The sequence below is a fragment of the Tabrizicola piscis genome (genome assembly GCF_003940805.1).
GTDB lineage: Bacteria > Pseudomonadota > Alphaproteobacteria > Rhodobacterales > Rhodobacteraceae > Tabrizicola > Tabrizicola piscis.
Map to the genome: position 1 here is coordinate 2,153,856 of NZ_CP034328.1, position 25,072 is coordinate 2,178,927.

General features: G+C 63.6%; 19 protein-coding genes. 6 read left to right on the plus strand and 13 right to left on the minus strand.

Features of this window, described 5'->3' with window-relative positions; genetic code table 11:
* Window positions 1–54 precede the first annotated feature (54 nt).
* Window positions 55–825, plus strand: a complete 771-nt coding sequence (gene radC / locus EI545_RS10525; RefSeq protein ID WP_174258175.1) for a RadC family protein — start codon at window positions 55–57, stop codon at window positions 823–825.
* On the opposite strand, the gene EI545_RS10530 is transcribed toward radC, so the two are convergent.
* From EI545_RS10530 to secA, 3 genes are all read right to left on the minus strand, one after another.
* Window positions 822–2,342: a phosphate ABC transporter substrate-binding/OmpA family protein gene (locus EI545_RS10530; protein WP_125325434.1), complete on the minus strand. Its 1,521-nt coding sequence runs from the start codon at window positions 2,340–2,342 to the stop codon at window positions 822–824. The genes radC and EI545_RS10530 overlap by 4 nt on opposite strands.
* Before the next feature lie 18 nt (window positions 2,343–2,360).
* Window positions 2,361–3,206: a hypothetical protein gene (locus EI545_RS10535; RefSeq protein ID WP_125325435.1), complete on the minus strand. Its 846-nt coding sequence runs from the start codon at window positions 3,204–3,206 to the stop codon at window positions 2,361–2,363.
* A gap of 153 nt (window positions 3,207–3,359) precedes the next feature.
* Window positions 3,360–6,089 (minus strand): preprotein translocase subunit SecA, encoded by a 2,730-nt coding sequence (gene secA / locus EI545_RS10540; protein WP_125325436.1) that lies wholly within the window; start codon window positions 6,087–6,089, stop codon window positions 3,360–3,362.
* A 189-nt stretch (window positions 6,090–6,278) separates the two neighbouring features.
* Here secA and EI545_RS10545 point away from each other — a divergent pair, with 189 nt between their 5' ends.
* The 3 genes from EI545_RS10545 (at window position 6,279) to EI545_RS10555 (ending at window position 9,025) form a co-directional block, all read left to right on the plus strand.
* Window positions 6,279–7,121 (plus strand): peptidylprolyl isomerase, encoded by an 843-nt coding sequence (locus tag EI545_RS10545; protein WP_125325437.1) that lies wholly within the window; start codon window positions 6,279–6,281, stop codon window positions 7,119–7,121.
* Between the two features lie 189 nt (window positions 7,122–7,310).
* Window positions 7,311–8,540, plus strand: a complete 1,230-nt coding sequence (gene argJ, locus EI545_RS10550; protein WP_425471647.1) for a bifunctional glutamate N-acetyltransferase/amino-acid acetyltransferase ArgJ — start codon at window positions 7,311–7,313, stop codon at window positions 8,538–8,540.
* An 86-nt stretch (window positions 8,541–8,626) separates the two neighbouring features.
* Window positions 8,627–9,025: a (deoxy)nucleoside triphosphate pyrophosphohydrolase gene (locus EI545_RS10555; protein WP_125325439.1), complete on the plus strand. Its 399-nt coding sequence runs from the start codon at window positions 8,627–8,629 to the stop codon at window positions 9,023–9,025.
* Between the two features lie 83 nt (window positions 9,026–9,108).
* Here EI545_RS10555 and infB read toward each other — a convergent pair whose 3' ends face one another.
* From infB to rimP, 4 genes are read right to left on the minus strand one after another with little or no spacing between them, the layout of a single operon-like run.
* Complete coding sequence (gene infB, locus EI545_RS10560; RefSeq protein WP_125325440.1) at window positions 9,109–11,697, minus strand: translation initiation factor IF-2; 2,589 nt, start codon at window positions 11,695–11,697, stop codon at window positions 9,109–9,111.
* 5 nt (window positions 11,698–11,702) lie between these two features.
* Complete coding sequence (locus tag EI545_RS10565) at window positions 11,703–12,332, minus strand: RNA-binding protein (protein WP_125325441.1); 630 nt, start codon at window positions 12,330–12,332, stop codon at window positions 11,703–11,705.
* Between the two features lie 24 nt (window positions 12,333–12,356).
* Window positions 12,357–13,967 (minus strand): transcription termination factor NusA, encoded by a 1,611-nt coding sequence (nusA, locus tag EI545_RS10570; protein WP_125325442.1) that lies wholly within the window; start codon window positions 13,965–13,967, stop codon window positions 12,357–12,359.
* A 17-nt stretch (window positions 13,968–13,984) separates the two neighbouring features.
* Window positions 13,985–14,590 (minus strand): ribosome maturation factor RimP, encoded by a 606-nt coding sequence (gene rimP / locus EI545_RS10575; RefSeq protein WP_125325443.1) that lies wholly within the window; start codon window positions 14,588–14,590, stop codon window positions 13,985–13,987.
* A gap of 324 nt (window positions 14,591–14,914) precedes the next feature.
* Here rimP and EI545_RS10580 point away from each other — a divergent pair, with 324 nt between their 5' ends.
* Both EI545_RS10580 and EI545_RS10585 read left to right on the plus strand, forming a co-directional pair.
* Window positions 14,915–16,690, plus strand: coding sequence for an autotransporter assembly complex protein TamA (locus tag EI545_RS10580; RefSeq protein ID WP_245990367.1), 1,776 nt, complete (start codon window positions 14,915–14,917; stop codon window positions 16,688–16,690).
* Window positions 16,690–20,223: a translocation/assembly module TamB domain-containing protein gene (locus EI545_RS10585; RefSeq protein ID WP_125325445.1), complete on the plus strand. Its 3,534-nt coding sequence runs from the start codon at window positions 16,690–16,692 to the stop codon at window positions 20,221–20,223. Before EI545_RS10580 ends, EI545_RS10585 begins: the two co-directional genes overlap by 1 nt.
* A 45-nt stretch (window positions 20,224–20,268) precedes the next feature.
* On the opposite strand, the gene EI545_RS10590 is transcribed toward EI545_RS10585, so the two are convergent.
* The 6 genes from EI545_RS10590 to grxC form a co-directional block, all read right to left on the minus strand.
* Window positions 20,269–20,481: a hypothetical protein gene (locus tag EI545_RS10590; protein ID WP_125325446.1), complete on the minus strand. Its 213-nt coding sequence runs from the start codon at window positions 20,479–20,481 to the stop codon at window positions 20,269–20,271.
* A gap of 97 nt (window positions 20,482–20,578) precedes the next feature.
* On the minus strand, window positions 20,579–21,253 hold the full coding sequence (locus EI545_RS10595; RefSeq protein ID WP_164517265.1) for a YjbF family lipoprotein: 675 nt from the start codon (window positions 21,251–21,253) through the stop codon (window positions 20,579–20,581).
* A 2-nt stretch (window positions 21,254–21,255) separates the two neighbouring features.
* The gene (locus EI545_RS10600; RefSeq protein ID WP_245989944.1) at window positions 21,256–23,289 is read right to left on the minus strand and encodes a YjbH domain-containing protein; all 2,034 of its coding nucleotides are present in this window, start codon (window positions 23,287–23,289) and stop codon (window positions 21,256–21,258) included.
* Between the two features lie 202 nt (window positions 23,290–23,491).
* Window positions 23,492–23,956: a MarR family winged helix-turn-helix transcriptional regulator gene (locus EI545_RS10605; RefSeq protein WP_125325449.1), complete on the minus strand. Its 465-nt coding sequence runs from the start codon at window positions 23,954–23,956 to the stop codon at window positions 23,492–23,494.
* Entirely contained in the window at window positions 23,953–24,783 is an 831-nt protein-coding gene (locus EI545_RS10610; protein ID WP_125325450.1) for a carbon-nitrogen hydrolase family protein, read from the minus strand. The genes EI545_RS10605 and EI545_RS10610 overlap by 4 nt, the downstream gene beginning before the upstream one ends.
* Entirely contained in the window at window positions 24,783–25,040 is a 258-nt protein-coding gene (grxC, locus tag EI545_RS10615) for a glutaredoxin 3 (RefSeq protein ID WP_125325451.1), read from the minus strand. Before grxC ends, EI545_RS10610 begins: the two co-directional genes overlap by 1 nt.
* Window positions 25,041–25,072: the final 32 nt, after the last annotated feature.

Sequence of the window (25,072 nt, forward strand, 5' to 3'; positions counted from 1 at the left end):
AGCAATCGGGTGGCGTTTACCAATCATTCATCGTTTTGACGGCAGAATCTGGCCATGACACCAGTTTCGGGCTTCAGCGATTCCCTGTTCTCAGACCTCTCCCCCGTCGCGGATGGGGATGAGGCTGCTGCTATGCCGGTCCCCTCCCGCCTGCCCAGCTACATCGTCGACCATCGCACGCGGCTGCGGGCACGGTTTACCGAAGGCGGGGCCGCCGCCATGCCGGACTATGAACTGTTGGAGCTTGTCTTGTTCCGCGCCATTCCCCGGCAGGACGTGAAGCCCTTGGCGCGGCGGCTGCTGGACACGTTCGGTGACTTCAACCGGGTCATTACCGCCACGCCCGCACGGCTGCAGATGGTCAAGGGTGCGGGCCCGACCGTGGTGCTGGAGCTGAAGCTGGTCGAAGCGGCGGCCCAGCGGATGATGCGGGCGCGGGTGATCCAGAAGCCGCTGTTGTCCAGTTGGGATGCGCTTCTGGACTATTGCCACACGACGATGGCCCACCGCGAAACCGAACAGTTCCGGGTGCTCTTTCTTGACCGCAAGAATGTGCTGATCGCGGATGAAGAACAGGGCAAGGGCACTGTCGACCATGTGCCCGTCTACCCGCGTGAGGTGGTGAAGCGCGCGCTGGAGCTGAACGCCAGCGCGCTGATCCTGGTTCACAACCACCCCTCGGGCGACCCCACGCCGTCTGAGGCCGATCTGTCGATGACCCGTCAGGTGCAAGATGCCTGCGCGGCGCTTGGGTTGACCCTGCATGACCACCTGATCATCGGCAAATCGCGGGAGCTTAGCTTTCGGGCGCAGGGCTATCTTTAGAGCGGGTCAACCTCGGGGGCCGGGCCCCCGAAATCTGGCACGAGCCACAGTTCAACCCGCCGGTTCAGGTCACGCCCGATGGCAGTTTCATCGCAGGCCATGGGCAGCGCCTCACCAAAGCCGTCGATGGCGGGCAGGATTTCGGGGGCAAGGTCTGGGGCGACTGCGGCCAGTTCCTGTGCCACCCGTGCCGCACGTTCGATGGACAGCGCCAGATTGGCGGCCGCCGTGCCGGACCCGTCCGAAAAGCCGGTCAGCACCATCCGTTCATTGCGGAACTGGCCCGAGGCGATCAGCTGCGCCAGATCGGCAAGGTTGTCACGCGACTGAGCATCGAGGGTTGACGATCCATCCTCGAACCGAAAGGTCAAGGACAGCCGGTCCGCCCCGTCCATCAGGTTCACCAGCCGCTTGAGGTCGGCGAGCGTGATGTCGTCACCCGCGCCCTGTATGGCGTTGATCAGGCGGAGGCCGTCGGCTGTCATCGGCTGGCGGGTGGCTGAACGGTCGACATAGCCATTGGCGGCAATCACCGCTTGCGCGGCGGGGGTGCGCAGGAAATCCAGAAATTCCCGCGTCATCAAGGGCAGGCGGCGCTGCGGGGCCAGCAGCAGGACGGGCAGGGCAAGGGGGTAATCCTCGGCCTTGACGGCAAGCGGGGTTGGCAGCAAGGGGAAGCCGCAACTGTCGGTCAGCGGAATGCGGCGGGCTGGTGCCACAAAAGACCGCCCGGTGACGGCAATGGCCCAGGGGTCCAACGCCACGGCCGCGGCAAGGGTTTCCTGGTCGGGATGCAGGATTTCAGCCGCAACCGGGATGCCCAGCCTGTCTGACAACGCGCGCTGCATGGCTGTCTCGGGTTGCAGGGCGTGCAGCACGATCGGCATGTCCGGGCCACCGATGGCTCCCCAGTTGGTCACCTCGCCCGCCAGCACCTTGGCGAGGTTCAGGGTCGAAATCTCGGGTGTCGGGTTGTCCGGTGCCACGATGGCCACCAGCGCATCCATCGCGACGCTGTGGGTTCCCAGGCCTTGCTCTGGCGCATAGCCAAGTTTCAGATCGGCGTCGCCGTCCACCAAAGCGGCAGTGGCAACATCCGGGGGCAGGGGTTGAAAGCTGATCTCGGCCAAGTCCTTTCCGCTTTCGGGGTCAAGGATCGCAGCGGTGAACCCGTCGCCGGTTCCGGGGCGATAGATCAGCCCGCGACGGTCGGCAAAGGCCTGAAACAGCGCAGGAAGCAGGGCAAGACCGGGGTCAGCGGCGCCAACCAGGCGAATCACGGCCTTTGGCGCGGCAAGGTCCGGGCAGGCTGGACCTTCACAGATCACGCCCTGACCGTCGACGGTCAGCAAGCCATAGGAGGTATTGATCCGGTAGAATTCCCCGTCATAGCCCTGCAGGGACCCGGTCAGGACAATGCCGCCCTCACGCGCGACAAGGGTCACGTCCTGCGCGACGGCCGGACCAAAACACATGATGGCGGCAAAGATCGCCGCGGCCCCCGCCTTCACGCCCATTCCCTGCCTGTTCGGCCCTTACCTTGGAGCGGCGAGTGTCAGGTCGCTGAGAAGATTCTTCAACAGCAGAATATCACCCGAGGTGCCACAAAGCGGCACTGCGACCGCCAGCTTGGTCAAAGTGACCTTGCCACCGCGGGCCAGAAGGGTTTCCACCGGCAAGGTCCGGCCGCAGGTATCGGGGGTGATCTTCAGTTCCACCGTCAGATTGGCGGTCATGTCATCCGCGGGAAAGCTGTAGACCTGCGCCATAAGCGGCTGAGCGACCGTGCTATTGCCCAAGGGCAGGATTCGGCGCGCCGGGTTGTCTACGGTTCGGCCATAGCTGCCGACATAGACCTGCCCACCCTCTTCTGCACGCAGGTCGAACTGGGCGGGATAGGCCATTTGCACGGCAAAGCGGATATGGTCGGTGGCATCGGGCACGGAAATCTTGGCCAGCGCGATCTGCGAGCCGTCGAAGTAGGCTGCAACCAGGGCCTCAGGCTCAAGCGCGGGGACTTGCAGCCGCAGGGCGCCGTCGGGGCTGATCTGCGCGGCGAAGGACAGACCGGCATGCCGGATGACGACACGTTCGCCCTTGTTGCAGGGGGCCCTGAGGGCAAGGTCAATCATCGCCGATGTGGTCGCGGCCAGATCAAGCGATGGGGTGCAGCGGGCGGAATCGGGGCTATCGGTAGTGGCCGCAACGGATGTGATGCCGCGGACGTCAGGAAGGCCAGCAGCCGCAGAGGCGTTGGCAACCTGTGCGGCCAGAGGGGTGGGTGTCTGGGCAGGAAGGCGCAGAGTCTCGGCCACCTGACCGGCCGCCAAAGCGACCGATAGAACTGCAATAACCCGCAACGCCCGCTTTCGGCCGTTCATTCCCGCCACCCGAAAATAGAATCACATTCAATGTGTTAGCGGTGAATCCGGGCGAAGCGGTGGCAGTTTCAGGGAATAGATCCCACTTTTGCCACAAATTTGACAAAGATGGCCAAGCCCGGAAGGCGAGGCCATCTGCAAGTCATGGTCCGGTCAGACCAACCGGCCGTGGCAGTGCTTGAACTTCTCACCCGAACCGCAGGGGCACGGGTCGTTTCGGCCCGGATTGCCCCAGGTCGAGGGATCAGCCTCGTCAAACCCGGCAAGAGCCGGTGCACGCTCCGGAGCCGTCGCCGGGCCGGCTGCAGCCGGGGCTGGCGCCTCGGCTGGGGCTGGGGCTGCTGCCGCAGGTTGCTGGGCGGCAATCATCTGCCGCACCATCGCTTCCTGTTCTTCCTTGGTGACCGGACGGATGCGCGAAAGCTGCTGGGTCACCTGTTCCCGCAGCGAATTCAGCAGGGTCTCGAACAGCTGGAACGCCTCGGTCTTGTATTCGTTCAGCGGGTCGCGCTGGGCATAACCCCGGAAGCTGACGACCGACCGCAGATGTTCCAGCCGCAAGAGGTGTTCACGCCACTTGCCATCGATGGCCTGCAAGAGAACCTGCTTTTCGATGTTGTCCATCGTGGAGGAACCGAACGCCTCGGCCTTTTCTTCCATCATCTTGTCAGAGGCCTGGATGATCCGTTCCAGCACGCCAGCCTGATCCACGCCTTCCTCTGCCGCCCAGTCGGCGATGGGAAGGTCCATGGTCAACATCTCGCGGCAGGCGGCTGTCAGGCCTTCGACATCCCACTGGTCGGGATAGGTTTTCGGCGGCATGTTCACGTTGACCAGATCTTCAACCAACTGATGCCGCATGTCGGTGGCGATGTCCGACACATGTTCAGCCTGCATGATTTCCATGCGCTGGCTGAAGATCGCCTTGCGCTGGTCGTTCATCACATCGTCGAACTTGAGCAACTGTTTGCGGATGTCGAAGTTGCGGCCTTCGACCTTGGCTTGCGCTTTTTCAAGGCTCTTGTTGACCCAAGGGTGAACGATGGCTTCGCCTTCCACCATGCCCAGCGTGGTCAGGATCTTGTCCAGCCGTTCGGACCCGAAGATGCGCATCAGGTCATCTTCAAGGCTCAGGAAGAAGGCCGACCGTCCCGGGTCACCCTGACGGCCCGACCGGCCGCGAAGCTGGTTGTCGATGCGGCGGGATTCGTGGCGTTCCGTGGCAAGGACGAACAGCCCCCCGGCGGCCTTGACCGCCTCTTCCTCATCCTTGTGTTCGGCTTCGATGCGGGCGCGGATGGCGACGTGATCGCCATCGGGATCGGCGGCGATGGCCTCCAGCACCTTGAACTCGACGTTGCCGCCAAGTTTGATGTCGGTCCCACGCCCGGCCATGTTGGTGGCGATGGTCACGGAGCCCAGCTTGCCGGCATCGGCGACGATCTTGGCTTCCTGCTCATGCTGGCGGGCGTTCAGCACAGAGTGCGCGATGCCCGCGCCTTTCAGCAGGGCGGAAAGCTGTTCGGACTTTTCAATCGACGTGGTGCCGACAAGGATCGGCTGGCCCTTGGCATGGGCCTCCTGGATGGATTTCAGGATGCCGTCATATTTCTCGCGCGCGGTGCGATAAACTTGGTCATGCTCGTCCACGCGGGCGACGGGGCGGTTCGTCGGAACCTCGACAACGCCCAGACCGTAGATTTCACGGAATTCCTCGGCCTCGGTCGAAGCGGTGCCGGTCATGCCGCCCAGCTTTTCGTAAAGCCGGAAGTAGTTCTGGAAGGTGACGCTGGCGTAGGTCACGTTCTCGGGCTTGATCGAGACGCCCTCTTTCGCCTCAATCGCCTGATGCAGGCCATCGGACAGGCGACGGCCCTTCATCATGCGGCCAGTGAATTCGTCGATCAGCAGCACCTCGCCATCGCGGACGATGTATTGCTGGTCCTTGTGGAACAGCTTGTGGGCCCGCAAGGCCTGATTGACGTGGTGGACGATGGTGGTGCTTTCAGCGGCGTAAAGGCTTTGACCTTCGGGCAGGATGCCGGCCTTGCTCAGGATGTCTTCGATCGCCTCGTTGCCTTCTTCGGTGAAGGTCACGTTGCGGGCTTTTTCATCCAGCTTGTAGTGATCGGGCAGCAGTTGCGGCATGACGGCATCGACCGCCTGATACAGCGGGCTGCGGTCCTGGCTTGGGCCTGAGATGATAAGCGGCGTACGCGCTTCGTCGATCAGGATCGAATCGACCTCATCGACAATGGCGTAGTAGTGGCCGCGCTGCGCCATGTCTTCGATGGACGAAGCCATGTTGTCGCGCAGGTAGTCGAAGCCGAGTTCGTTGTTCGTGGCGTAGGTGATGTCGGCACGATAGGCGGCGCGCTTTTCGTCGTCCGGCTGGTGCGAATAGACGACACCGGTGGTCAGCCCAAGTTGGCCATAGACCTTGCCCATCCATTCCGAGTCGCGCTTGGCCAGATAGTCGTTCACTGTCACGACATGCACACCGCGACCGGTCAGCGCGTTCAGGTAGGCGGCGAAGGTGGCGACAAGGGTCTTGCCCTCACCCGTCTTCATTTCGCTGATGTTGCCCTGATGCAGGAAGATCCCGCCCTTCAGCTGCACATCGAACGCCCGCAGGCCAAGCGCCCGACGCGCGGCCTCACGGCAGTTGGCGAAGGCTTCGGGCAGCACGGCCTCAAGGCTTTCGCCGCCGTCCTGCACCCGCTTTTGCAGGTCGCGGGTTCGGGCGATGATCTCGTCATCCGTCAGTTTCTGAAACTCGGGCTCCAGCGCGTTGATCTGCGCCACCAGCGGACGGACGGACTTCACCTTGCGGTCGTTCGGGGTGCCGAACACCTTCCGCGATAGTGCACCAATTCCCAGCATGTTTTCTCCGTGGGGCGACGTTCCTGACAGCAACGTGTGGCTCTCGGACTTGCCCGCCCTCAACGCCTTCCATAGAAGAACCTAGAAGAGAGCCGGACGGCCCCGCCTCACGCGACTGTCGCGATGTAAGGGGTCGCCCGGGTATAGTCAACGTGGCACGCCTTTGCAGCCCGATCAGGAGACAGTGAAATGATGAAATATGCAGGGCTTTGTGCCGGGCTGGCGCTGATGACCGCTCTTGCGAACCCGGTCTGGGCCGAAGGTGAAACGGCTGATACGATTGTTTCGACCGTGAACGGGGTGAACATCACGCTGGGGCAGATGGTCGCCCTGCGCGAAACCCTGCCCGAGCAGTACCAGTCCCTGCCCGATGACGTTTTGTACAACGGCATCATGGAGCAGTTGATCCAGCAGGAAGTTCTGCGCCAGTCGGTCACCGATCTGTCGCCGCGCCATGCGGCCACGCTGGAAAACGATACGCGCGGCTACATCTCGGGCGTGGCGATCGAATCCGTCGTGCTGAACGCCGTCACGGACGAGGCGCTGCAAGCGGCATACGAGGCGCGGTTCAAGGATGCTGCCCCGCAGACCGAATACAATGCGGCACATATCCTGGTGGAAACCGCCGAGGCGGCCGAGGCGCTGAAGGCCGAGCTTGCCGCTGGGGCGGATTTCGCGGAGCTCGCCAAGGCCAATTCCATCGATACCGGGTCAGGCGCGAATGGCGGTGATCTGGGCTGGTTCGGGCTTGGCGTGATGGTGAAGCCCTTCGAAGACGGCGTGCTTGCCGCCAAGGTCGGCGAAGTGGCGGGCCCAATCCAGAGCGATTTCGGCCACCACCTGATCCTTGTGAAGGAAACTCGCGTCGCCGAGAACCCGACACTGGACCAGATTCGCGACGAACTGGCCGCCGAAATCGAGAACGCGGCAATCGAAGCGCGGGTCAAGGAACTGACCGACGCAGCCACGATCACCCGCGAAGGCGAAGGTCTTGATCCGGCGATCCTGAAGAACTCTACCTTGATCGACTGACGCGCTTGGATACCGTGGGCTGACAAGGAACAGGGGGCTGACATGGGCAAGACCGATTGGAAGGCAGAAGCCAAGGCGCTGAAGAAGAAGGTCCGCAAGCTGAAAGACGGACTGACAGCGGCAGCAGGCCCCGTCGCCGAAGCGGTGGGGGATGCGGTCGGCGATGTCATCGCCGCTGCCAAGAAGGCGATGAAGCCGGTGTCACCGCTTGCGCCCGCCAGCTTTCCCGCGCTTCCGGCGATCCGTGGCGTGGAATTCGCCGCGGTCGAGGCCGCGGTCCGCTACCAGAACCGCAAGGACGTGATGCTGGTCCGCCTTGCCCCCGGCACGGCGATGGCGGGGGTCTTTACCCGCTCCACCACCCGGTCGGCCTGCGTGCGGGATTGCCAGGCGAAGTTGGCGCTCAAGGCCGGAACGGCGGGGGCCGCGATCATCGTGAACTCTGGCAACTCCAACGCTTTCACCGGCAAGCTTGGCGATGAGGCGGTGGCCGCCATCACCAGCGCAGTGGCCGATGGCTTGGCCATGCCGCCGTCGCGGGTGTTTTCCTCATCCACCGGGGTGATCGGTGAGCCGCTTCCCCATGACCGGATCACTGCGAAAGTCCCTGATCTTGTGGCGGACCTGCGGGAAGACGCCATCGAGATGGCCGCCCATGCGATGATGACCACCGACACCTTCCCCAAAGGTGCCGGTGCCACTGTGCAAGGCGATGGCGGCACGATCCATATCGCCGGCATCGCCAAGGGGTCGGGCATGATCGCACCGGATATGGCGACGATGCTGGTCTATATCTTCACGGACGCCAAGATTGCGCCCGCCGCGCTGCAACGGATGGTGTCGCGGAACGTGGACAGCACCTTCAACTCCATCACCGTGGACAGCGACACGTCCACGTCTGACACGCTGCTTGTCGCCGCCACGGGCCAGTCTGACGCGGCTGAAGTGAAAGGCCCGGTCGCCAAGGCGTTTGAGACCGCGCTGCACGGCGTGATGCGCGATCTGGCGTTGCAAGTGGTCCGCGATGGTGAGGGGGCCACGAAACTGGTGGAAGTGCGCGTTACCGGTGCCGCCACGGATGAAGACGCCGCCAAAGCCGCATTCGCCATCGCGAACTCACCATTGGTGAAGACCGCCGTTGCTGGGCAGGACCCGAACTGGGGCCGCATCGTCGCCGCCATCGGCAAATCTGGTGCTATGGCGGAGCGTGACCGGCTTTCCATCCGCTTCGGTGACATTCTCGTTGCCGAAAAGGGCTGGCGCGCGCCCGACTACAAGGAAGAAGACGGGGCGGAGTACATGCTTCGGCCAGAGCTGCTGATCCACGTTGACCTTGGCCTTGGCCGTGCAAAACGGTCGGTCTGGACCTGCGACCTCACTGCCCGCTATGTCGAGATCAACGCAGACTATCGGTCCTGACCCACGTCTGCGTTTTCCCTTGCAAAAATATCCCACGGGGGGCTCGGGGGGTGTGAAACCCCCCGAGGTTTCAACAAGGCCAACCTATGAAGATCATCCTCGTTTCCGCCGTCGCGCTGATTGATCCTGACGGCCGCGTGCTTCTGGCCCAGCGGCCCGAGGGCAAGTCGCTCGCCGGCCTGTGGGAATTTCCCGGCGGCAAGGTTGAACCGGGGGAAACGCCGGAAGCCGCCCTGATCCGTGAGTTGAAAGAGGAACTGGACATCGACACTTGGTCCAGCTGCCTTGCGCCGCTGACATTTGCCAGCCACAGCTACCCTGACTTCCACCTGTTGATGCCGCTTTTTGCCTGCCGCCGCTGGCAGGGAACCGCGCGACCGACCGAAGGGCAGACGCTGGCCTGGGTTAAGCCCAGCGCATTGCGGGACTATCCGATGCCGCCGGCTGACCTGCCGCTGATCCCGATCCTGCGCGATTGGCTGTAGAACAGACGCTCGTCGAGCACTTCGTGCACTCCTCGCTTGCCGTCCGCGAGGAGTGCACGAAGTGCTCGACGAGCGTTCCCGCCTCAGGCCAGCGTGCGCTGGACCTCTTCCCGTTCGAAGATTTCGATCACGTCGCCGGGACGGATATCTTCGTAGCGTTCGAAGGCCATGCCGCATTCCTGACCGGACTGGACTTCCTTCACTTCGTCCTTGAAGCGCTTCAGCGTCTTCAGCGTGCCCTCGTGGATCACGACGCTGTCGCGCAGCAGGCGCACCCCAGCCGACCGGCGCGCAACGCCTTCGGTGACAAGGCAACCTGCCACCTGACCGACGCCCGTGACCTTGAAGACTTCCTTGATCGTCGCATAACCAATGAACGTCTCACGCACTTCGGCCTTCAGCAGGCCCGAGGCAGCGGCTTTGATGTCATCCACCAGATCGTAGATGATCGAGTAATAGCGGATCTCGACCCCCTTCTGGTTGGCGGACTGGCGGGCGGACGCATTGGCCCGCACGTTGAAGCCGATGATCGGGGCCTTCGACGCCTCGGCCAGACCCACATCCGTATCGGTGATCGCACCGACGCCCGAATGCAGCACGCGGACGCGGACTTCATCGTTGCCGATCTTTTCCATCGCTTGAACGATGGCTTCAGCAGAGCCCTGCACGTCAGCCTTGATCAGGATCGGCAGTTCGGCAACCGACTGGTCGGCCTTGGCCTTGGCCATCAACTGTTCCAGCGTGGTCGCGGCACCGGCTGCGGCGCGCTTGTCCTTGGCGGTCTTGATCCGGTAGTCGGCGATTTCACGCGCCTGAGCCTCGGTCTCGACCACGTTCAGCGTGTCACCGGCCGAGGGCGTGCCGGACAGGCCCAGCACTTCCACCGGAACCGACGGACCAGCCTCCATCACCGTTTCGCCCTGATCGTTGATCAGCGCGCGAACCTTGCCCCACTGTTCGCCGACAACAAAGATATCGCCTTTGCGCAGTGTGCCGTTCTGGACCAGAACCGTCGCGACGGGGCCACGGCCCACATCCAGCTTGGCCTCGATTACGGCACCGCTTGCCGCCCGCTTCGGGTTGGCGCGAAGTTCCAGAAGTTCGGCCTGCAGGGCAATCGCCTCCAGCAGGTTATCAAGGCCCTTGCCGGTCTTGGCAGACACCTCGACGTCCTGCACATCACCGGACATCGCTTCCACGACGACTTCGTGCTGCAGCAGGTCCGTGCGGACCTTTTGCGGATCGGCGTCGTACTTGTCGATCTTGTTGATCGCCACGATCATCGGCACCTTGGCCGCTTTCGCGTGGGCAATCGCCTCGACCGTCTGGGGCATCACGGCGTCATCAGCCGCGACGACCAGCACGACGATATCCGTCACCGAGGCCCCGCGTGACCGCATCGAGGTAAAGGCAGCGTGGCCGGGCGTGTCAAGGAAGGTGATCTTGGCACCAGCATCGGTGTTCACCTGATAAGCGCCGATGTGCTGGGTGATCCCACCCGCCTCGCCCGAGACGACGTTGGCCTTGCGGATTGCGTCCAGCAGGCTGGTCTTGCCGTGGTCGACGTGACCCATGATCGTAACGATCGGCGGGCGCGACAGCAGGTTTTCGTCCGAGTCCTTGACCGTGTCGATGACCTGTTCCACGTCCGCATCCGACACGCGGACAGCCTTGTGGCCAAATTCCTCGATCACCAGTTCGGCGGTATCGGCGTCGATGGGCTGGTTCATCGTGACCATCATGCCCATCTTCATGAGCGATTTGACCACGTCAGCCGCGCGTTCGGCCATCCGGTTGGCCAGTTCGCTGACCACGATGGTTTCCGGCAGCTGCACGTCGCGCACCTGCTTTTCGGCCTTCTGGCCCAGACCCAGCGCCTTGGCGCGGGCCTTTTCCTGCTTGCGCTTCATCGCGGCAAGGCTGCGGGTACGTCCGCCCTCACCTGCCAGCGCGTCGTTCAGCGTCAGCTTGCCGGTGCGGCGTGCGTCTTCGCCGGTGGTGCGCTTGGCGCCACGGTCGCGTTCGGCGTCACGCTCACGTTCGGTCTTGCGCGGGGCAAGGCCGGGCTTGGCACTGGCCGGACCGCGCGGATCGCCACCGGGGGTGGACGGGTTCGCGGCAGGCTTTGCAGCCGCAGCCTCGGTCGCCGCCGGTGCAGGCGTATTCGACCGTGGCCGGGTGCCCAGAACATCGGCGCGACGGGCTTCGGCAGCGGCCACGCGGGCGGCAGCTTCGGCCTTGGCGGCGCGATCTTCCTCTTCAGCCTTGGCGCGGAGCGCTTCGATCCGTTCGCGGTCTTCCCGCTCTTTCGTCTCAATCTCTTCGCGGCGGCGAGCGCGGTCTTCTTCGCGCAGGCGGTCTTCCTCGGCGCGGCGGACCGCGTCTTCAGCTTCACGCGCTTTGGCGGCGCGCAGGGCGGCCATGCGGCGGTCCATTTCGGCATCCGAGATGCCGGCGGGGCGCTTGGAAGGATCACCGTAGTTGGTGGGCGTGGCCGATTGGCCCGCGCCGGGGGTGCCCGGCTTGGGTGCGGCGGTGGGAACCACCACGCGCTTCCGTTTGGTTTCGACCACAACGCTCTTGGTACGGCCATGGCTGAAGCTTTGCTTCACCTGTCCGGAACGGGGGGCGCCCCCGAGGCCAAGAGGTTTCTTGCCGTCTGTATCGCTCATGCGTCCTACGTATCCTTCATGGCGGTCGTGCCGCCGTCCTGCCCACCAGCCCGAAGGCCGGCAAGCTTTGCCGCTTCCTCTACAACACGCGTCCTGAGTCCACCAGCGGCAAGCGCGGCGTGTATCGCACGTTCGCGCCCGAATGCCAAACCGATTTCCCCAGCTGTCAGCACACCGATAAAGCCGTTCTTTCCTTCGGGCGCGTGCAGCTTGGTCTTGCCGCGTTCCGACCCGTCACTGGCCTGGATCAGCGTTGCCGCCGTGCCCTTGGCCAGCCAGTCCTTGACCTTCTCATATCCCATCACCGCATCGCCGGCCTTGCGGGCCAAACTAAGCGTGTCGATCACCCGCTTGCGAACCAGCTGTTCGACCAGTTCGGGCAGGTTGTCCGGCACTTTGACCGCTTGCCGCGCAGCGCGCGAGAAGAGGTTTTTCTTCGCCGCAAGCGCCAAAGCCGCCCGGTCAGCCGCGACATAGATGCCCCGCCCCGGGAGCTTGCCCATGATATCGGGCACGATCATGCCATCAGGGCCAACGCAAAAGCGGATCAATCCCGCTTTTGGTTGGCTTTCCCCGGTCGCAATGCACTTGCGTTCCGGTTCGTCCTGATCTTTTTCCCGGCCGCCGCGCGTCATGCGCTGGGTTTCCGAGGTCTGAAATCAGACCTCGGCCTCCTCGTCTTCGGCCACGTCTTCGGCGGGCTGTTCCAGATCGGCGGGGTCAACCCAGCCCAGCATGACCCGGGCGGTCATGATCAGGTGCTGCGCTTCTTCCAGCGTCATGTCGAACTTTTCGAGCACGCCTTCGTCCTTCTTGCGCGCGCCGTTTTCGGTGGTCCAGCCGCCAGCCAGTTCCCAGTCGGCGCAGGTGGCGAAGTCTTCCAGCGTCTTGATACCGTCATGGCCAAGCGCCTCAAGCATCTGGGGGGTCAGGCCTTCAAAGCCGACAAGGCTGTCTTCCACACCCAAGGCGCGGGCGTTTTCCATGGCCTTGGCGTTGGCAGCCTCAAGGTAGTCGCGCGCCCGGGCCTGAAGCTCGCCGGCGGTGCCTTCATCGAAGCCGTCGATCGACAGAAGTTCGTCCAGATCGACGTAAGCGACTTCTTCCAGGTTGGTGAAGCCTTCGGCGACCAGCAGTTGCGCCATCATCTCGTCAACGTCCAGCGTGTCCATGAACAGCTTGGTGCGTTCGGCGAATTCGGCCTGACGGCGGGCGGATTCTTCGGCCTCGGTCATGATGTCGATATCAAGGCCCGTCAGCTGGCTGGCCAGACGGACGTTCTGGCCACGGCGGCCGATGGCCAGGGAGAGTTGCTCATCCGGCACCACGACTTCGATCTTGCCGGCCTCTTCGTCGATCACTACCTTGGAGACTTCGGCAGGCTGCAGCGCGTTCACAAGGAACGTCGCCTGATCCTGGTTCCACGGAATGATGTCGATCTTTTCGCCCTGCAGTTCGTTCACCACGGCCTGCACGCGGCTGCCGCGCATACCGACGCAGGCACCCACGGGATCGATGGAGTTGTCATAGCTGATCACGGCGATCTTGGCGCGCGACCCCGGATCACGGGCGACGGCCTTGATTTCGATGATGCCGTCGTAGATTTCCGGCACTTCCATCTTGAACAGTTCGGCCATGAACTGCGGGTCGGTCCGCGACAGGAAGACCTGCGGACCGCGCGGTTCGCGGCGGACGTCCTTGATGAAGCAGCGGATGCGGTCGCCGATGCGGTAGGCTTCGCGGCCGATCTTTTCATTCCGGCGCAGGATGCCTTCGCCGCGCCCGATGTCGACGATGACGTTGCCGTATTCCTCGCGCTTGACGGCGCCGTTGATGATCGTGCCCTTGCGGTCCTTGAATTCCTCGAACTGGCGGTCACGCTCGGCTTCGCGGACCTTTTGCAGGATCACCTGCTTGGCCGATTGCGCGGCGATACGGCCAAGGTCCACCGGGGGAACCTCATCCACGATCTCGTCGCCGATCTGCGGGTCGGCAAGAAAGCCCTTGGCCTGCTTTACCGTCACCTGGGCATGGTGGTTTTCCACAGCCTCATCCTCAACCACCGTGCGGACGCGGGTGAAGGAGGCGCGGCCGGTCTTCCGGTCGATCTTGACGCGAATGTCCATTTCCGCGCCGTAGCGCGACTTGGCGGCCCGGGCGAGGCTGTCTTCCATCGCCTGGATCACCAGTTCCGGGTCGATCATCTTTTCGCGCGCCACCGCTTCGGCGGTCTGCAGAAGCTCAAGCTGGTTGGCTGACGTGATTGCCATGGGTCGTAACTCCCGCCCTAGTGTTTCGTTTCCGGGGTGGGCGCATCGTCCTCGTCCCCGTCAATTTCTTCGATTTCGTCGAACTGGCCGTCCTGCGGTTCGGCCACTTTCTTCTGGCGCAGCATTTCGCTGATCAACTCATCCGTGAGGATCAGCTTGGCATCGCTAAGCCAGTCGAATTTAAGCCCGATGGTCAGCTCTGCCCCGGCCTCTTCGATGGTGATCAGGACTTCATCCCCCTCCACCCCCGCAAGCGCGCCCTTGAAGCGGCGGCGGCCGTCGATCAGTTCAGATGTTTCAACCCGGGCTTCCCAGCCCTTCCACATCTCGAAATCCTTCAGCCGGGTCAGCGGCCGGTCGATCCCGGGGCTGGAGACTTCCAGCACATAGTTTTCCTCGATCGGGTCTTCCACGTCCAGAACGGCAGAAACGGCGGTCGAGATATCGCCGCATTCATCCACGCCAATGCCGCCGTCAGGCCGGTCTGCCATGATCTGCAGCACCCGGGTCTTGCCGCCCATAAGCCGCACGCGCACAAGTTCAAACCCCAGCCCTTCGATGGCGGGGGTGATGATCTCGGCCAGGCGGCGGTCAATGGCAGACTTGGCGATCAGGTCGGACATGCAGGTTCCAGAAACAAAAAAGCGGGCCCATGCGGCCCGCCCGTGACGATCGGTAGCTTCGGGTGTGGACCCCGAAACCGCTGTTGAGGGGGATATACGCAGAAGGGGCCGAGTCTGCAAGGGGCTTGGGCGCAGGCGTCTCTTGTCACTTCCACGTGACAAGGGGAACCGGAGGGCCAGCTTCACATTATTCGGTGGCAGGATGGCACCAGATTGCCGTCGCCAAGATTGCCCCCGCATTGCCAAGCTGCAATAGTTGGGAGGTAACCCGCAGGAGGGGTGTGTCATATGCCCGGCGGGCTTGGAAATCTTATCGTCTTGTCAGTGATCGGCGCCTGCCTGTTCGGGCAGCCGGCACTTGCGCTGGACCGGCTGGATTTTCAGGTGCAGGGCACCGATGCCGACCTGACAAAAACGGTTGAGGGTGCATCGCTTATGCGGTCGCTGCAGGCGCAGGATCAGACCGACGCGCGTGACCTTCTGGCCGCCGCCCGTGCAGACTATGCCCGCATCTTGGCCGCACTATATGCCAAAGGGCATTATTCGGCGGTCATCCGCATTCAGGTGGACGGGCGCGAGGCTGCGGATATCCCCACGCTTGGTGCACCCTCTGCGATTTCCCGCATTCTGGTGACGGTAGACCCCGGCACCGCCTTTCGTCTGGGCACCGCGCGGGTCGATCCCTTGGCCCAGGGCACCGAATTGCCCGAAGCCTTTCGCAGCGGCAACCGTGCCGATAGCGGGCTGATCGGCGATGCCGTAGATGTGTCGATCCGGGCGTGGCGCGATGTGGGCTATGCCAAGGCGGCCGTTGCGACAGAAACAGTGGTCGCCGACCACGATACCGCCGTTCTGGATGTGGACGTGGGCCTTGCCCCCGGCCCACGGCTGCGCTTTGGCAGACTGGCCATCGAAGGCGAGGCGCGCATGCGCGAACGTCGGATCGAAAAGATCGCCGGGTTGCCCGAGGGCGAGGTTTTCAGCGAAACCGAGTTGCGCCGATCCGAGGAGCGGTTGCGCCGGACGGGCATCTTCAGTTCAGTCACGCTTGTGGAAGATGAGGCAATCACCGCGCCCGACCTGCTGGGCATCACCGCCACTGTCGTGGAACAAAAACCGCGCCGCTATTCCTTTGGAGCCGAGATTGCCAGCCTGGACGGCATTTCGCTGACCGGATCATGGCTCCACCGCAACTTGCTGGGCGGGGGTGAGCGGTTGAAGATCGAAGGCGGTGTCACCAACATCGGGTCAGGCGAAAGCGGTGTCGACTATGCGGTTGGCGTCACGCTGGACCGGCCTGCGACGCTGACCCCGGACACGACAGCGGGTCTGGTCTTTGCCTTCGCCCATCTGGACGAGATCGACTATTCCGCCGACGCGGTTGAATTCGGTCTGGCCTTTTCGCACATCTTTTCCGAACAGCTGACAGCCCGCGCGGGTATCACCTATTCCTATCAGGACGGCGATGATCCGGGCGGCAACTTCCGCTTCCGCAACCTGTCGCTTCCCCTGGGCCTGACATGGGATCGGCGTAACGACCCGCGAAATGCGACGGGCGGCACCTATCTGGATGCCACGGTAAAGCCCTTCGTTGGGTTTGGCACCACCGGGTCTGGCGTCCGCGCCACTGTGGACGGTCGGGTCTATCGCAGCTTGGGCGAACAGGGCCGCTTTGTCATTGCCATCCGGGGGCAGGCCGGGGCGATCGTCGGGCCTGATCTTCTGGAAACCCCACGCGACCAGCTTTTCTTTTCCGGTGGCGGCGGGACCGTGCGGGGGCAGCCCTACCGGTCCCTTGGTATTCCCGTGACCCGGATGGTTGGGTCCGAGTTCCTGATTGGCGGCCAGTATTTCCTTGGCGGGTCAATCGAACTGCGCGCCAAGGTGACCGAGCGGATCGGGGTGGTGGGCTTTGTCGATGCCGGCAGCATCGGGCTGGACGGTTTCCTTGACGATATCTCTGACCCGCATGCCGGGGCCGGGCTGGGCCTGCGCTATGACACCGGCTTTGGTCCGATCCGGCTGGACGTGGCCGCGCCAGTCAGCGGGACAACCGGGGACGGCGTGCAGATCTACATCGGACTGGGGCAGGCATTCTGATGCGGCGCGCCCTGATCCTGATGGCGGCCCTGGGGACAACCCCCGTCCTTGCGCAAACCGAAGAGGCGGATCGCAGCTTTCTGGCCGCCTTTCTGGAGGACAACCTTTCAGACGCCGGGCGGCAGGTCACCATCGCAGGGTTCAGCGGGGCTCTGTCATCGCAGGCAAAGATCGAGCGGCTGACGATTGCCGACGACGACGGCATCTGGCTGACGATCACCGGCGTGACCCTGGACTGGAGCCGGTCGTCGCTGTTGTCCGGCGCGCTTGAGGTGAGCGAGCTTTCCGCAGAAACCATCGTCCTAGACCGGGTGCCTGACACCGGCGACAGCAGCATGCCAGCCCCCGAGGCAAGCGGGTTCAGCCTGCCGGAACTGCCAGTGTCGATCAACATCGGGCGCATTTCGGCCCCGGCAATCACGCTTGGGGAATCAGTTCTGGGCCAGCCGGTCGAAGGCAGCCTTGACGCTACGCTTCAGTTGGCGGGTGGCGCGGGGCAGGCAACACTGAATCTGATCCGGTCGGGCGATGGGCCCGAGGGCGAGATTGCCCTTGATGCCAGCTATGACAACGCGACGCGGCAGCTTGGCATTGATCTGAGCGCGACCGAAGGGGCGGACGGGGTCTTCTCGACCCTCCTTGGGATTCCCGGCGCTCCGGCGGCGACGCTGACCTTGCAAGGCAGCGGCCCGGTCGAAGCATTCGCCGCCGATGTGCGCCTTGCCACAGATGGCGAAGATCGGCTTGCCGGGACGATTACCCTGACGGGTAGCGAAGATGCCAGCTACCGGCTGCAAGCGGACGTGGCGGGGAACCTTGCCCCGCTTCTGGCGCCGGACATGGTGGATTTCTTCGGGACAGACATCGGTTTGGTGCTGGATGCGCGGCGGTCGGCCATTGGTGCGGTCACATTGGACCAGATCGCCCTGCGCGCGCGGTCCCTGACGCTGACAGGACAGGGCCGCCTTGCGCCTGACGGCCTGCCGGAAGAACTTGCCGTGTCGGGAACCCTCGCCTCGCCTGACGGGGCGGCGGTGGTGCTGCCCTTCACCGACAGCCCGACCGAGGTTGATCGGGGCACCTTCAACCTGTCTCTGACACAGGCAGACGATGCGGGCTGGAAGGGTGCGATTTCCGTCCTCGGGCTGAAGCGCGCTGACTTTGTGGCAGATCGGCTGGACCTGAGTGGATCAGGGCGCATCGGCCGGACCCCGGCTGGCAACAGTCTGGGCGGAACGCTGACCCTGCTGGCCGAAGGTCTTTTGCCAACCGACCCGGGCCTTGCCGCCGCGCTTGGCCCATCGCTGACGGGTGGCCTGCGCGTGCACGTCCTTCAGGACAGCGGCGCGATAAGCCTGTCAGACCTGCGGCTAACGGGTGAAGGCTTTGCCGCCACTGGCAATCTGCGCATCGGCGGTCTGGCCTCGGGCCTGCTGACCAGCGGCAAAGTCGAAGTCGTGGCCGAGGATCTTTCGCGCTTTTCACTGCTGGCCGGGCGGCCGCTTGCCGGCCGTGGCACGGTGCGGCTGGATGGATCAGTCGGTGGCCTGTCCGGGTTTCTGGACGGCGTGGCCGAGGTCGAGGGCCAAGGTCTGAAGATTGGCATCACGCCGGTCGATCGTTTGCTGCAAGGCGAAAGCCAGTTCCTGCTATCGGTCTTGCGCAACGAAGAGGGAACCACGCTGCGGGCCGTTGATCTGACTGCCGGGCCACTTTCGGCCCGCGGCGCTGGCACGATCACGTCAGCCGGGGCGAGCCTGACCGGCAACATTGCCTTTTCCGATCTGGCGGCGCTTGGCCCGGGCTTCGCCGGGTCAGCCATGCTGCAAGCGCAGTTCGACGGGTCCCCGGCCGAGGGGCGGATTTCGCTGGATGGATCGGCGGCAAGCCTGCGCGTCGGGAACCCCGAGGCGGATCGTCTGCTGGCCGGAAACAGCACCCTGTCCGCCGAGATGGATCTGGTCGATGGCCGCCTCCGCGTGACCGATGCGCGGCTGGCTAATCCGCAGTTGACCGTCTCGGCCACCGGCGAGATCGACGGCGACGTGCGGACTGTGGTGCTTGATGCCCGATTGGCGAACCTGGGCCTGCTTGTCCCCCAGTTCCAAGGGCCGCTCAGCCTGACCGGCACCGCGACAGAGGACGTTGATGGCTACGCCATCGACCTTGCTGGCCGCGGCCCCGGGCAGGTGGATGGCCAGATCCGAGGCCGGATTGCCCGGGGTTTCGGGTCAGCCGATGTCACGATTTCCGGCACAGGCCAGGCCGGGCTGGCGAATATCTTCCTGACACCCCGGGCGATCGAGGGGCCAGTGCGCTATGACCTGCGCCTCAACGGACCCTTGCGATTGTCGTCGCTCTCGGGGCGGGTCACGCTGGCGAACGGACGGCTGAGCGACCCCAACCTTGGGTTTGCCCTGGTCGGGATCGAAGCTGCGGCCAATCTGCAGGGCGGACGGGCGCAGATATCGGCCACCTCTGGCCTCTCCTCGGGTGGGCGCGTGCGGGTCGACGGGCCTGTCACACTGTCACCGCCCTTTCCGGCGGACCTGACGATCAACCTTGATCGGCTTCGCTTGTACGATCCTGAACTGTTCGACGCGGCGGTGAACGGGGCGCTAAATGTCCGGGGCCCGCTGACCGGCGGTGCCATGATCTCTGGCGCCATTGCGTTGTCCGAGGCTGAGTTGCGTGTGCCAGAGTCGGGCTTCGGATCAGCCGGTGCCCTGCTGGATATCCGCCACCGCAACGAACCGCGCGAAGTGCGTGCCACGCGTGACCGCGCCGGGCTTCTGGGCGGCGCGAATGGCAGGGGCGGGTCTGCGGGCGGTGGCGCTGCGTTTGGTCTGGACCTGACGGTGTCGGCGCCCAGCCGCATCTTCGTGCGCGGCCGCGGGATTGACGCGGAACTGGGGGGTCAGCTTCGGCTGCAGGGGACCACCGCTGCGATCGTTCCGTCGGGCAGCTTCGATCTGATCCGGGGGCGGCTTGATATTCTGGGCAAGCGGCTGGTGCTGGCCGAGGCCGGTCTGGTGCTTGAGGGCAGCTTCGTTCCGATGCTGCAGGTCGCGGCTAATTCGGAAAGTGACGGGGTGGTCAGCTCTGTCCGGATTGAAGGCCCGGCGGATGACCCGGAGGTCAGTTTCACCTCGATCCCGGACCTGCCGCAGGAAGAGGTTCTGGCCCGCCTGCTGTTCGGCCGCGACCTCAATAGCATTTCTGCCCTTCAGGCAGCGCAACTTGCCAATGCGGTGGCCGTTCTTGCCGGGCGCGGGGGTGAGGGGCTGGTCAGCCGGCTGCGGCGCGGATTTGGTCTGGACGATCTTGACGTGGCAACCGCCGAGGATGGGTCAACGGCGCTGACTGCGGGGAAATACATTGCCGAGAATGTATACACCGAAGTTGAAGTCGAACAGGGCGGCAAGACCAGCGTCAATCTGAACCTTGATCTGCGCCAGGGCGTGACGGTCAAGGTGGGGGTGGACGGCGATGGCGAAACCGGCCTCGGCATCTACATCGAACGCGACTACTGAAACCTACAGCCCGCGAGATGCAGATGGTCTGATCAGGTTCCCGGATCAGTCTGGCCGAGGTTCATCATCATCCCCACCGCACAGGGCGATGCACAGGACGACCGGGATCAACAACAACGGCAGCACACCCGAACTGGTGGCAGGTTTTTCCTCCACGACGATGGGCGCTTCATCTTCCACAACAATGACAGGACCACCGGCCATCGCGGCGGAAGCAACAAGGGAAGCGGTCAGAGTGCTGGCGACAAGCGTTTTCATGCGACCCTCCTGAAGTTCAAGGCGACAGTTTGCCAGTAAGGCGCATTTTGTCAATCAGCGCCTGACTTCTTGGCCGCGTCATGAGGATTGGAGACGCTTAGTCAACCGCGCGTTCAAAGTCGATAAAGCCAAGCCCGCCGCTCGCCAACTGTCGCGATTTGCGGATCTCGGTCCCCTCGAACCAGAAGGTGTTGGTGATCGACCCCTGTGGCCGCGAACAGGTTTCGACGAACTTCGACACGTTGTGCGCGCGCGAGTAGATCTCGATCTTTTCAGACCCGGAAGCGGTCACAGTGCAGTCATAGGTCCGACGAGTGGTCTGATCGTCCTCTCCAAGGAAGAAATAGATCCGCTGGTGGGTCCCGCCTGCTGTTCTCAGCGCGGCAGCTGATGGTGCCTGTGCCGACATCAGGTCAGGGCCAAGGCCGCGCGTCTGGATCAGGACACCCTCGCGCAGGGTAAAGCTTGACCCGTCGGTCGTCGCCCAGGTGATGACGTTGCCCTTTTGATCGCTGATCGTCAAAAGCGCATCGGCTGATCGAACCGGAATCACCGCCCGCAGGATCGGAATGCCATATTTCTCGATATCGGCGCGGGTGACGGGGGCGGCCTTTTTGGTTGCCCCAGCGGCGCCACGGCCCGTGACCTGGCCCACGGTCGCCTTGGCAAGGCCGCCCGCCACCTTGAGGAGGGGCGGTCCTTCGTATTTCGAACTGCCGCAGGCCGCCAAGGCAGCCAAGGCAAGAACGGCGACTGCCGTGCGCATTTTCATGGTCAACGCCAGACCCTGCCCCATTCGGAATCAAGCCCGTCCGAGTGGTATTCCCGAATGGATTCGTACAGCCGACCGTTCACGTTGACCCGAGCACCGCCGTCGCCGATCTCAGGCCGAAGCGTCTGGCTAAAGGTGTTCTTGACCTCGTTGCCCAGCGCCCAGCTTAGCGGGACCGAGAAGCGGATGCCCTTGTCAAATCCGCCATCCCCGAAATCTTCTGCACTGACATCGGTCACTGTGGCAAAGGCACCCACGCGCCAGCCGTTCACGAAGATCCGGTCAAGCGACACTGTGGCACCCACGTCTCCCGCAAGATAGCGGCCCACGTCCAACTGGCCGACATAGCCATTGCCGAACTCATAGTAGGCCGAGACATAGCCCGTGACGATGTCGTAGTCGTATTCGTCAAAGCCCAAACCGCCGTTGGTATCGCGCTGCTTGGTATAGTTAAGCTCGACCCCAAGACCAAGGTTGCTGTCCGCCGGCTTCCACAGCACTTCGCCGGAAATCCCGGCATGCATCCGCTCAAGGTATCCCAAAGTTACGCGGGAATAGATGTCTGCAGCAGGGCGCGCGTACCAAGCCAGGGTCAGCGTCTCAAGCCCCGGATCACCGAACTTGCTGTAGCGCGACCCGTCAGTGCGGACGTGCGGCAGAACCGAATCCGACGGGTCGCCCGACCTGTCGACATTGCCCGCGATGCTGCCGTAGATCGACCCGGACAACTGCAGACCGGGGCGAATGCTGTAAGAACCTGACAGTCTCAGGCCCACGTCGCCCTTGAGAGGTTCGGCCATGCGGAACGCTGGTCTCAAGCTCCAGAAGAACTTCGGATACAGATTCTCGCTTCCCACGCCGTTGGCTGGGGCAGGCCCGGCTTCGGTGATCGTCACGCGTTCGCGCAGAAGCGTTCCGTTGTCCGGCGCGAATTCAAGCTCTTCAAGATCCCTGCGGCGGATCGTGACTTTGGAAGCCCCGATGCCATTGACCACGGGAACAATCTCGAACACTTCGACCGAAGCGGGCATGACATGGCTGAGAGCCCGAGCCGTGCGGCCAATCGCTTGGGATCCGGCGTCGATCCGGTTGATGCGAATTCGCAGCTGAGCGGTCGTGGCGGTATAGGCAAGATCCTCGATCACGATGCCGTCCACGGCAAGGCGCTTGGCAAGGTTCTTGCGCAGGAGCGGCCCTGCGTCCGGTTGAGTGACCCAACCCCTGTCATAAGCGTCAGGATCCCGCGCGCGGGATGGCCGGGCCTTCACTGGCACCGGGGCCGGCCCCATGACACCGCCCGTCGCCCGGTTCTTCGGGTCCAGGATCAAATGGAAGACCAGCCCGACTTCGGAACCGTAAAGCGAATAGATGCCATAGCGGGTGTTCGGGCCCTTTTGGTACTCGAACCCGAAGTTGAAGGGGCTTTCACGCTCGAAAAAGCCGCGTTCGTCGTCTTCCAGCACATAGGCGTCCGACGAATATTCGCCCTTGAACGTCCAGTTATCGGTCAGCTTCACTTCGACGCCAGCGAAGGGGGCCGCATCGCCCCGGAACCACTGGTCGGAATTGGGCGTGCCAATGTCGCTGTCGTCCAGCGCCGGACGGTCGCCGAAAAGCTTCCCGATCGACCCTTCACTGCCCAACCGGCCCCAGCCAAGGCCCGCCGTCACCTTGACCCGGTCACCAATCGACTTGGTCGCCGCAATGTATTCGGACGAAAACCGTCCTTCGCCGGTAAAGTCGATCAAGCCGATGGTCAGCGACGGCACAAAATCGCTTTCTTTCAACAGCATGTAGCGGATGTCGAAGGCGCGGTCCTTGATTTCGTCAGCCCCGGGGACCACACTGTTCCAGTCCCGCCACGCCAGAAACCGGAACGACGCCGACAGCCGTTCCGTGAACTGAAAGCTGATGGTGGTCCGCGAAATCGGACCAAAGAGAGCCGTGCTGAAGCTGAAGGTCGCGTCATCCTGCGCCTCGCCCGAAGGCATGTCGATCAGGCCCGTCGTGCCGTTGATGTTCAGCGACTTGGTCATTTCGGCAACAGCCGGCCCGCCCCAAAGCAGGGAGGTGACCGCAACCGAGGCTAACAAGCGAAGAGGCAAATTCAGCATGGTTTCCGTGATCCAAGGGTCAGCGACAGTCTATGCGAAGATACGCGGCCTAGGGCAAGACCTATCGTCCGCCAGATCTGTCAAACCCTGAAGCTATGGCCTTTCGGCACAGTATGGGGTCCGGTCAGGGGGCGGCTTCCTCCAGCTTGATGCGCAACTCACGCAGGACGGGCAACAGCGCGCGCACCCGGTCGGCGCCCAGCGATTGCACCACCTCGGCAATCAGCGGCACGACAGAGGCCACCGCCGAATCACGCGCCGCACGGCCGGAGGGGCTGATCGCCACGAACTTCTGTCGCGCATCCTCCCAGTCGGGGCGGATGTGGACATGTCCGGCCCATTCCAGACGGGACAGCGTATTGGTCATCGCCCCCCGCGTCACATGGAAGGACCGCGCCAACTGCGCCGGGGTGCGTTCGTCATTGATCCGGGCCAGATGGTTCAGGACCGAGAAATGCGACAGCTCCATCCCCTTGGGCAGGACCTTCGAGATGCGGTTGCGCGCCAGTTGGTCGGCCATGAACAGCTCGCCAAACAGGGCAACGGCGGTGTCGTCGGTCTTTTCCGTACCCGTCTTTTCGGTGCTCATGGCCCGTCAAAGCCCCGGTCATGGGTCAGGGACGGCACCCGATGGCGCGCCTCGGCCACGCGGGCAAGGTCAATATCCACCAGCGTCACGCCGGGTTCGGTGCCTGCATCGGCCAGCACTTCGCCCCAGGGAGCGACGGCCAGCGCATGGCCATGGGTTCGCCGCCCCTTGCCGTGGCTTTCAGCATGAAACCCGGTCTGCGCCGGGGCCAGCATGAAACACCCGGTTTCAATCGCGCGTGCCCGCAGCAGAGTTTCCCAATGCGCAGCCCCGGTGATGTGGTTGAACGCCGCCGGAACCGTCAGGATCTGCGCCCCCGCCTGCGCCAGCCGACGATAAAGCGCTGGAAACCGCAGGTCATAGCAGACCGTCATGCCCACCTTGCCAAAGGGCGTTTCGGCCAGAACGGCACGGCCCCCGGGCCGGTAGCCTTCGCTTTCCCGGTAAACCTCGGTCTCAGATACGTTCACGTCGAACATGTGGATCTTGTCATAGCGCGCGGCGATGTCCGCATCCGGCCCGATCAGGAAACTGCGGTTGGCAAATCGCCCGTCCGGGTCATCGGTCAGCACCCCAAGCGACCCGATCAGCAGCCAGACCCCTGCCGCCTTCGCCTCAGCCCGAAGGGCGGCAAGCGTCGGGTCCTCAGCCTCAGACCGAAAGACGCTGCGCTGATGGGCGCGGCTGGACGACAGGCCGTTCGTCAATTCAGGCGTCAGGATGAAACCAGCCCCGGCAGCCGCAGCTCGCCGGATGAAACCCACCGTCACCGGCAGGTTCGCCGCCGGATCATCCGTCACCGTCAGCTGGACGAGCGCCGCCCGCATCAGCCGGCCAGAAGCGGATCAAGCTTGCCCGCATGATCCAGCGCATGCAGGTCATCCGACCCGCCGACATGGACCGCCCCGATGAAGATTTGCGGCACAGTGCGGCGTCCGCCCGCCCGCTGCATCATCGCAGACCGCAGAGCGGGGTCGCGGCTGACGTCAATCTCGTTGTAGGACACGCCCTTGCGGTCCAGCAGCCGCTTGGCTGCATGGCAATAGGGGCAGATCGGGGTCGTGTAGATCTCGACAGGGCGCATGGGCAAAACCTCTTTTGCGCCATGACTATAGG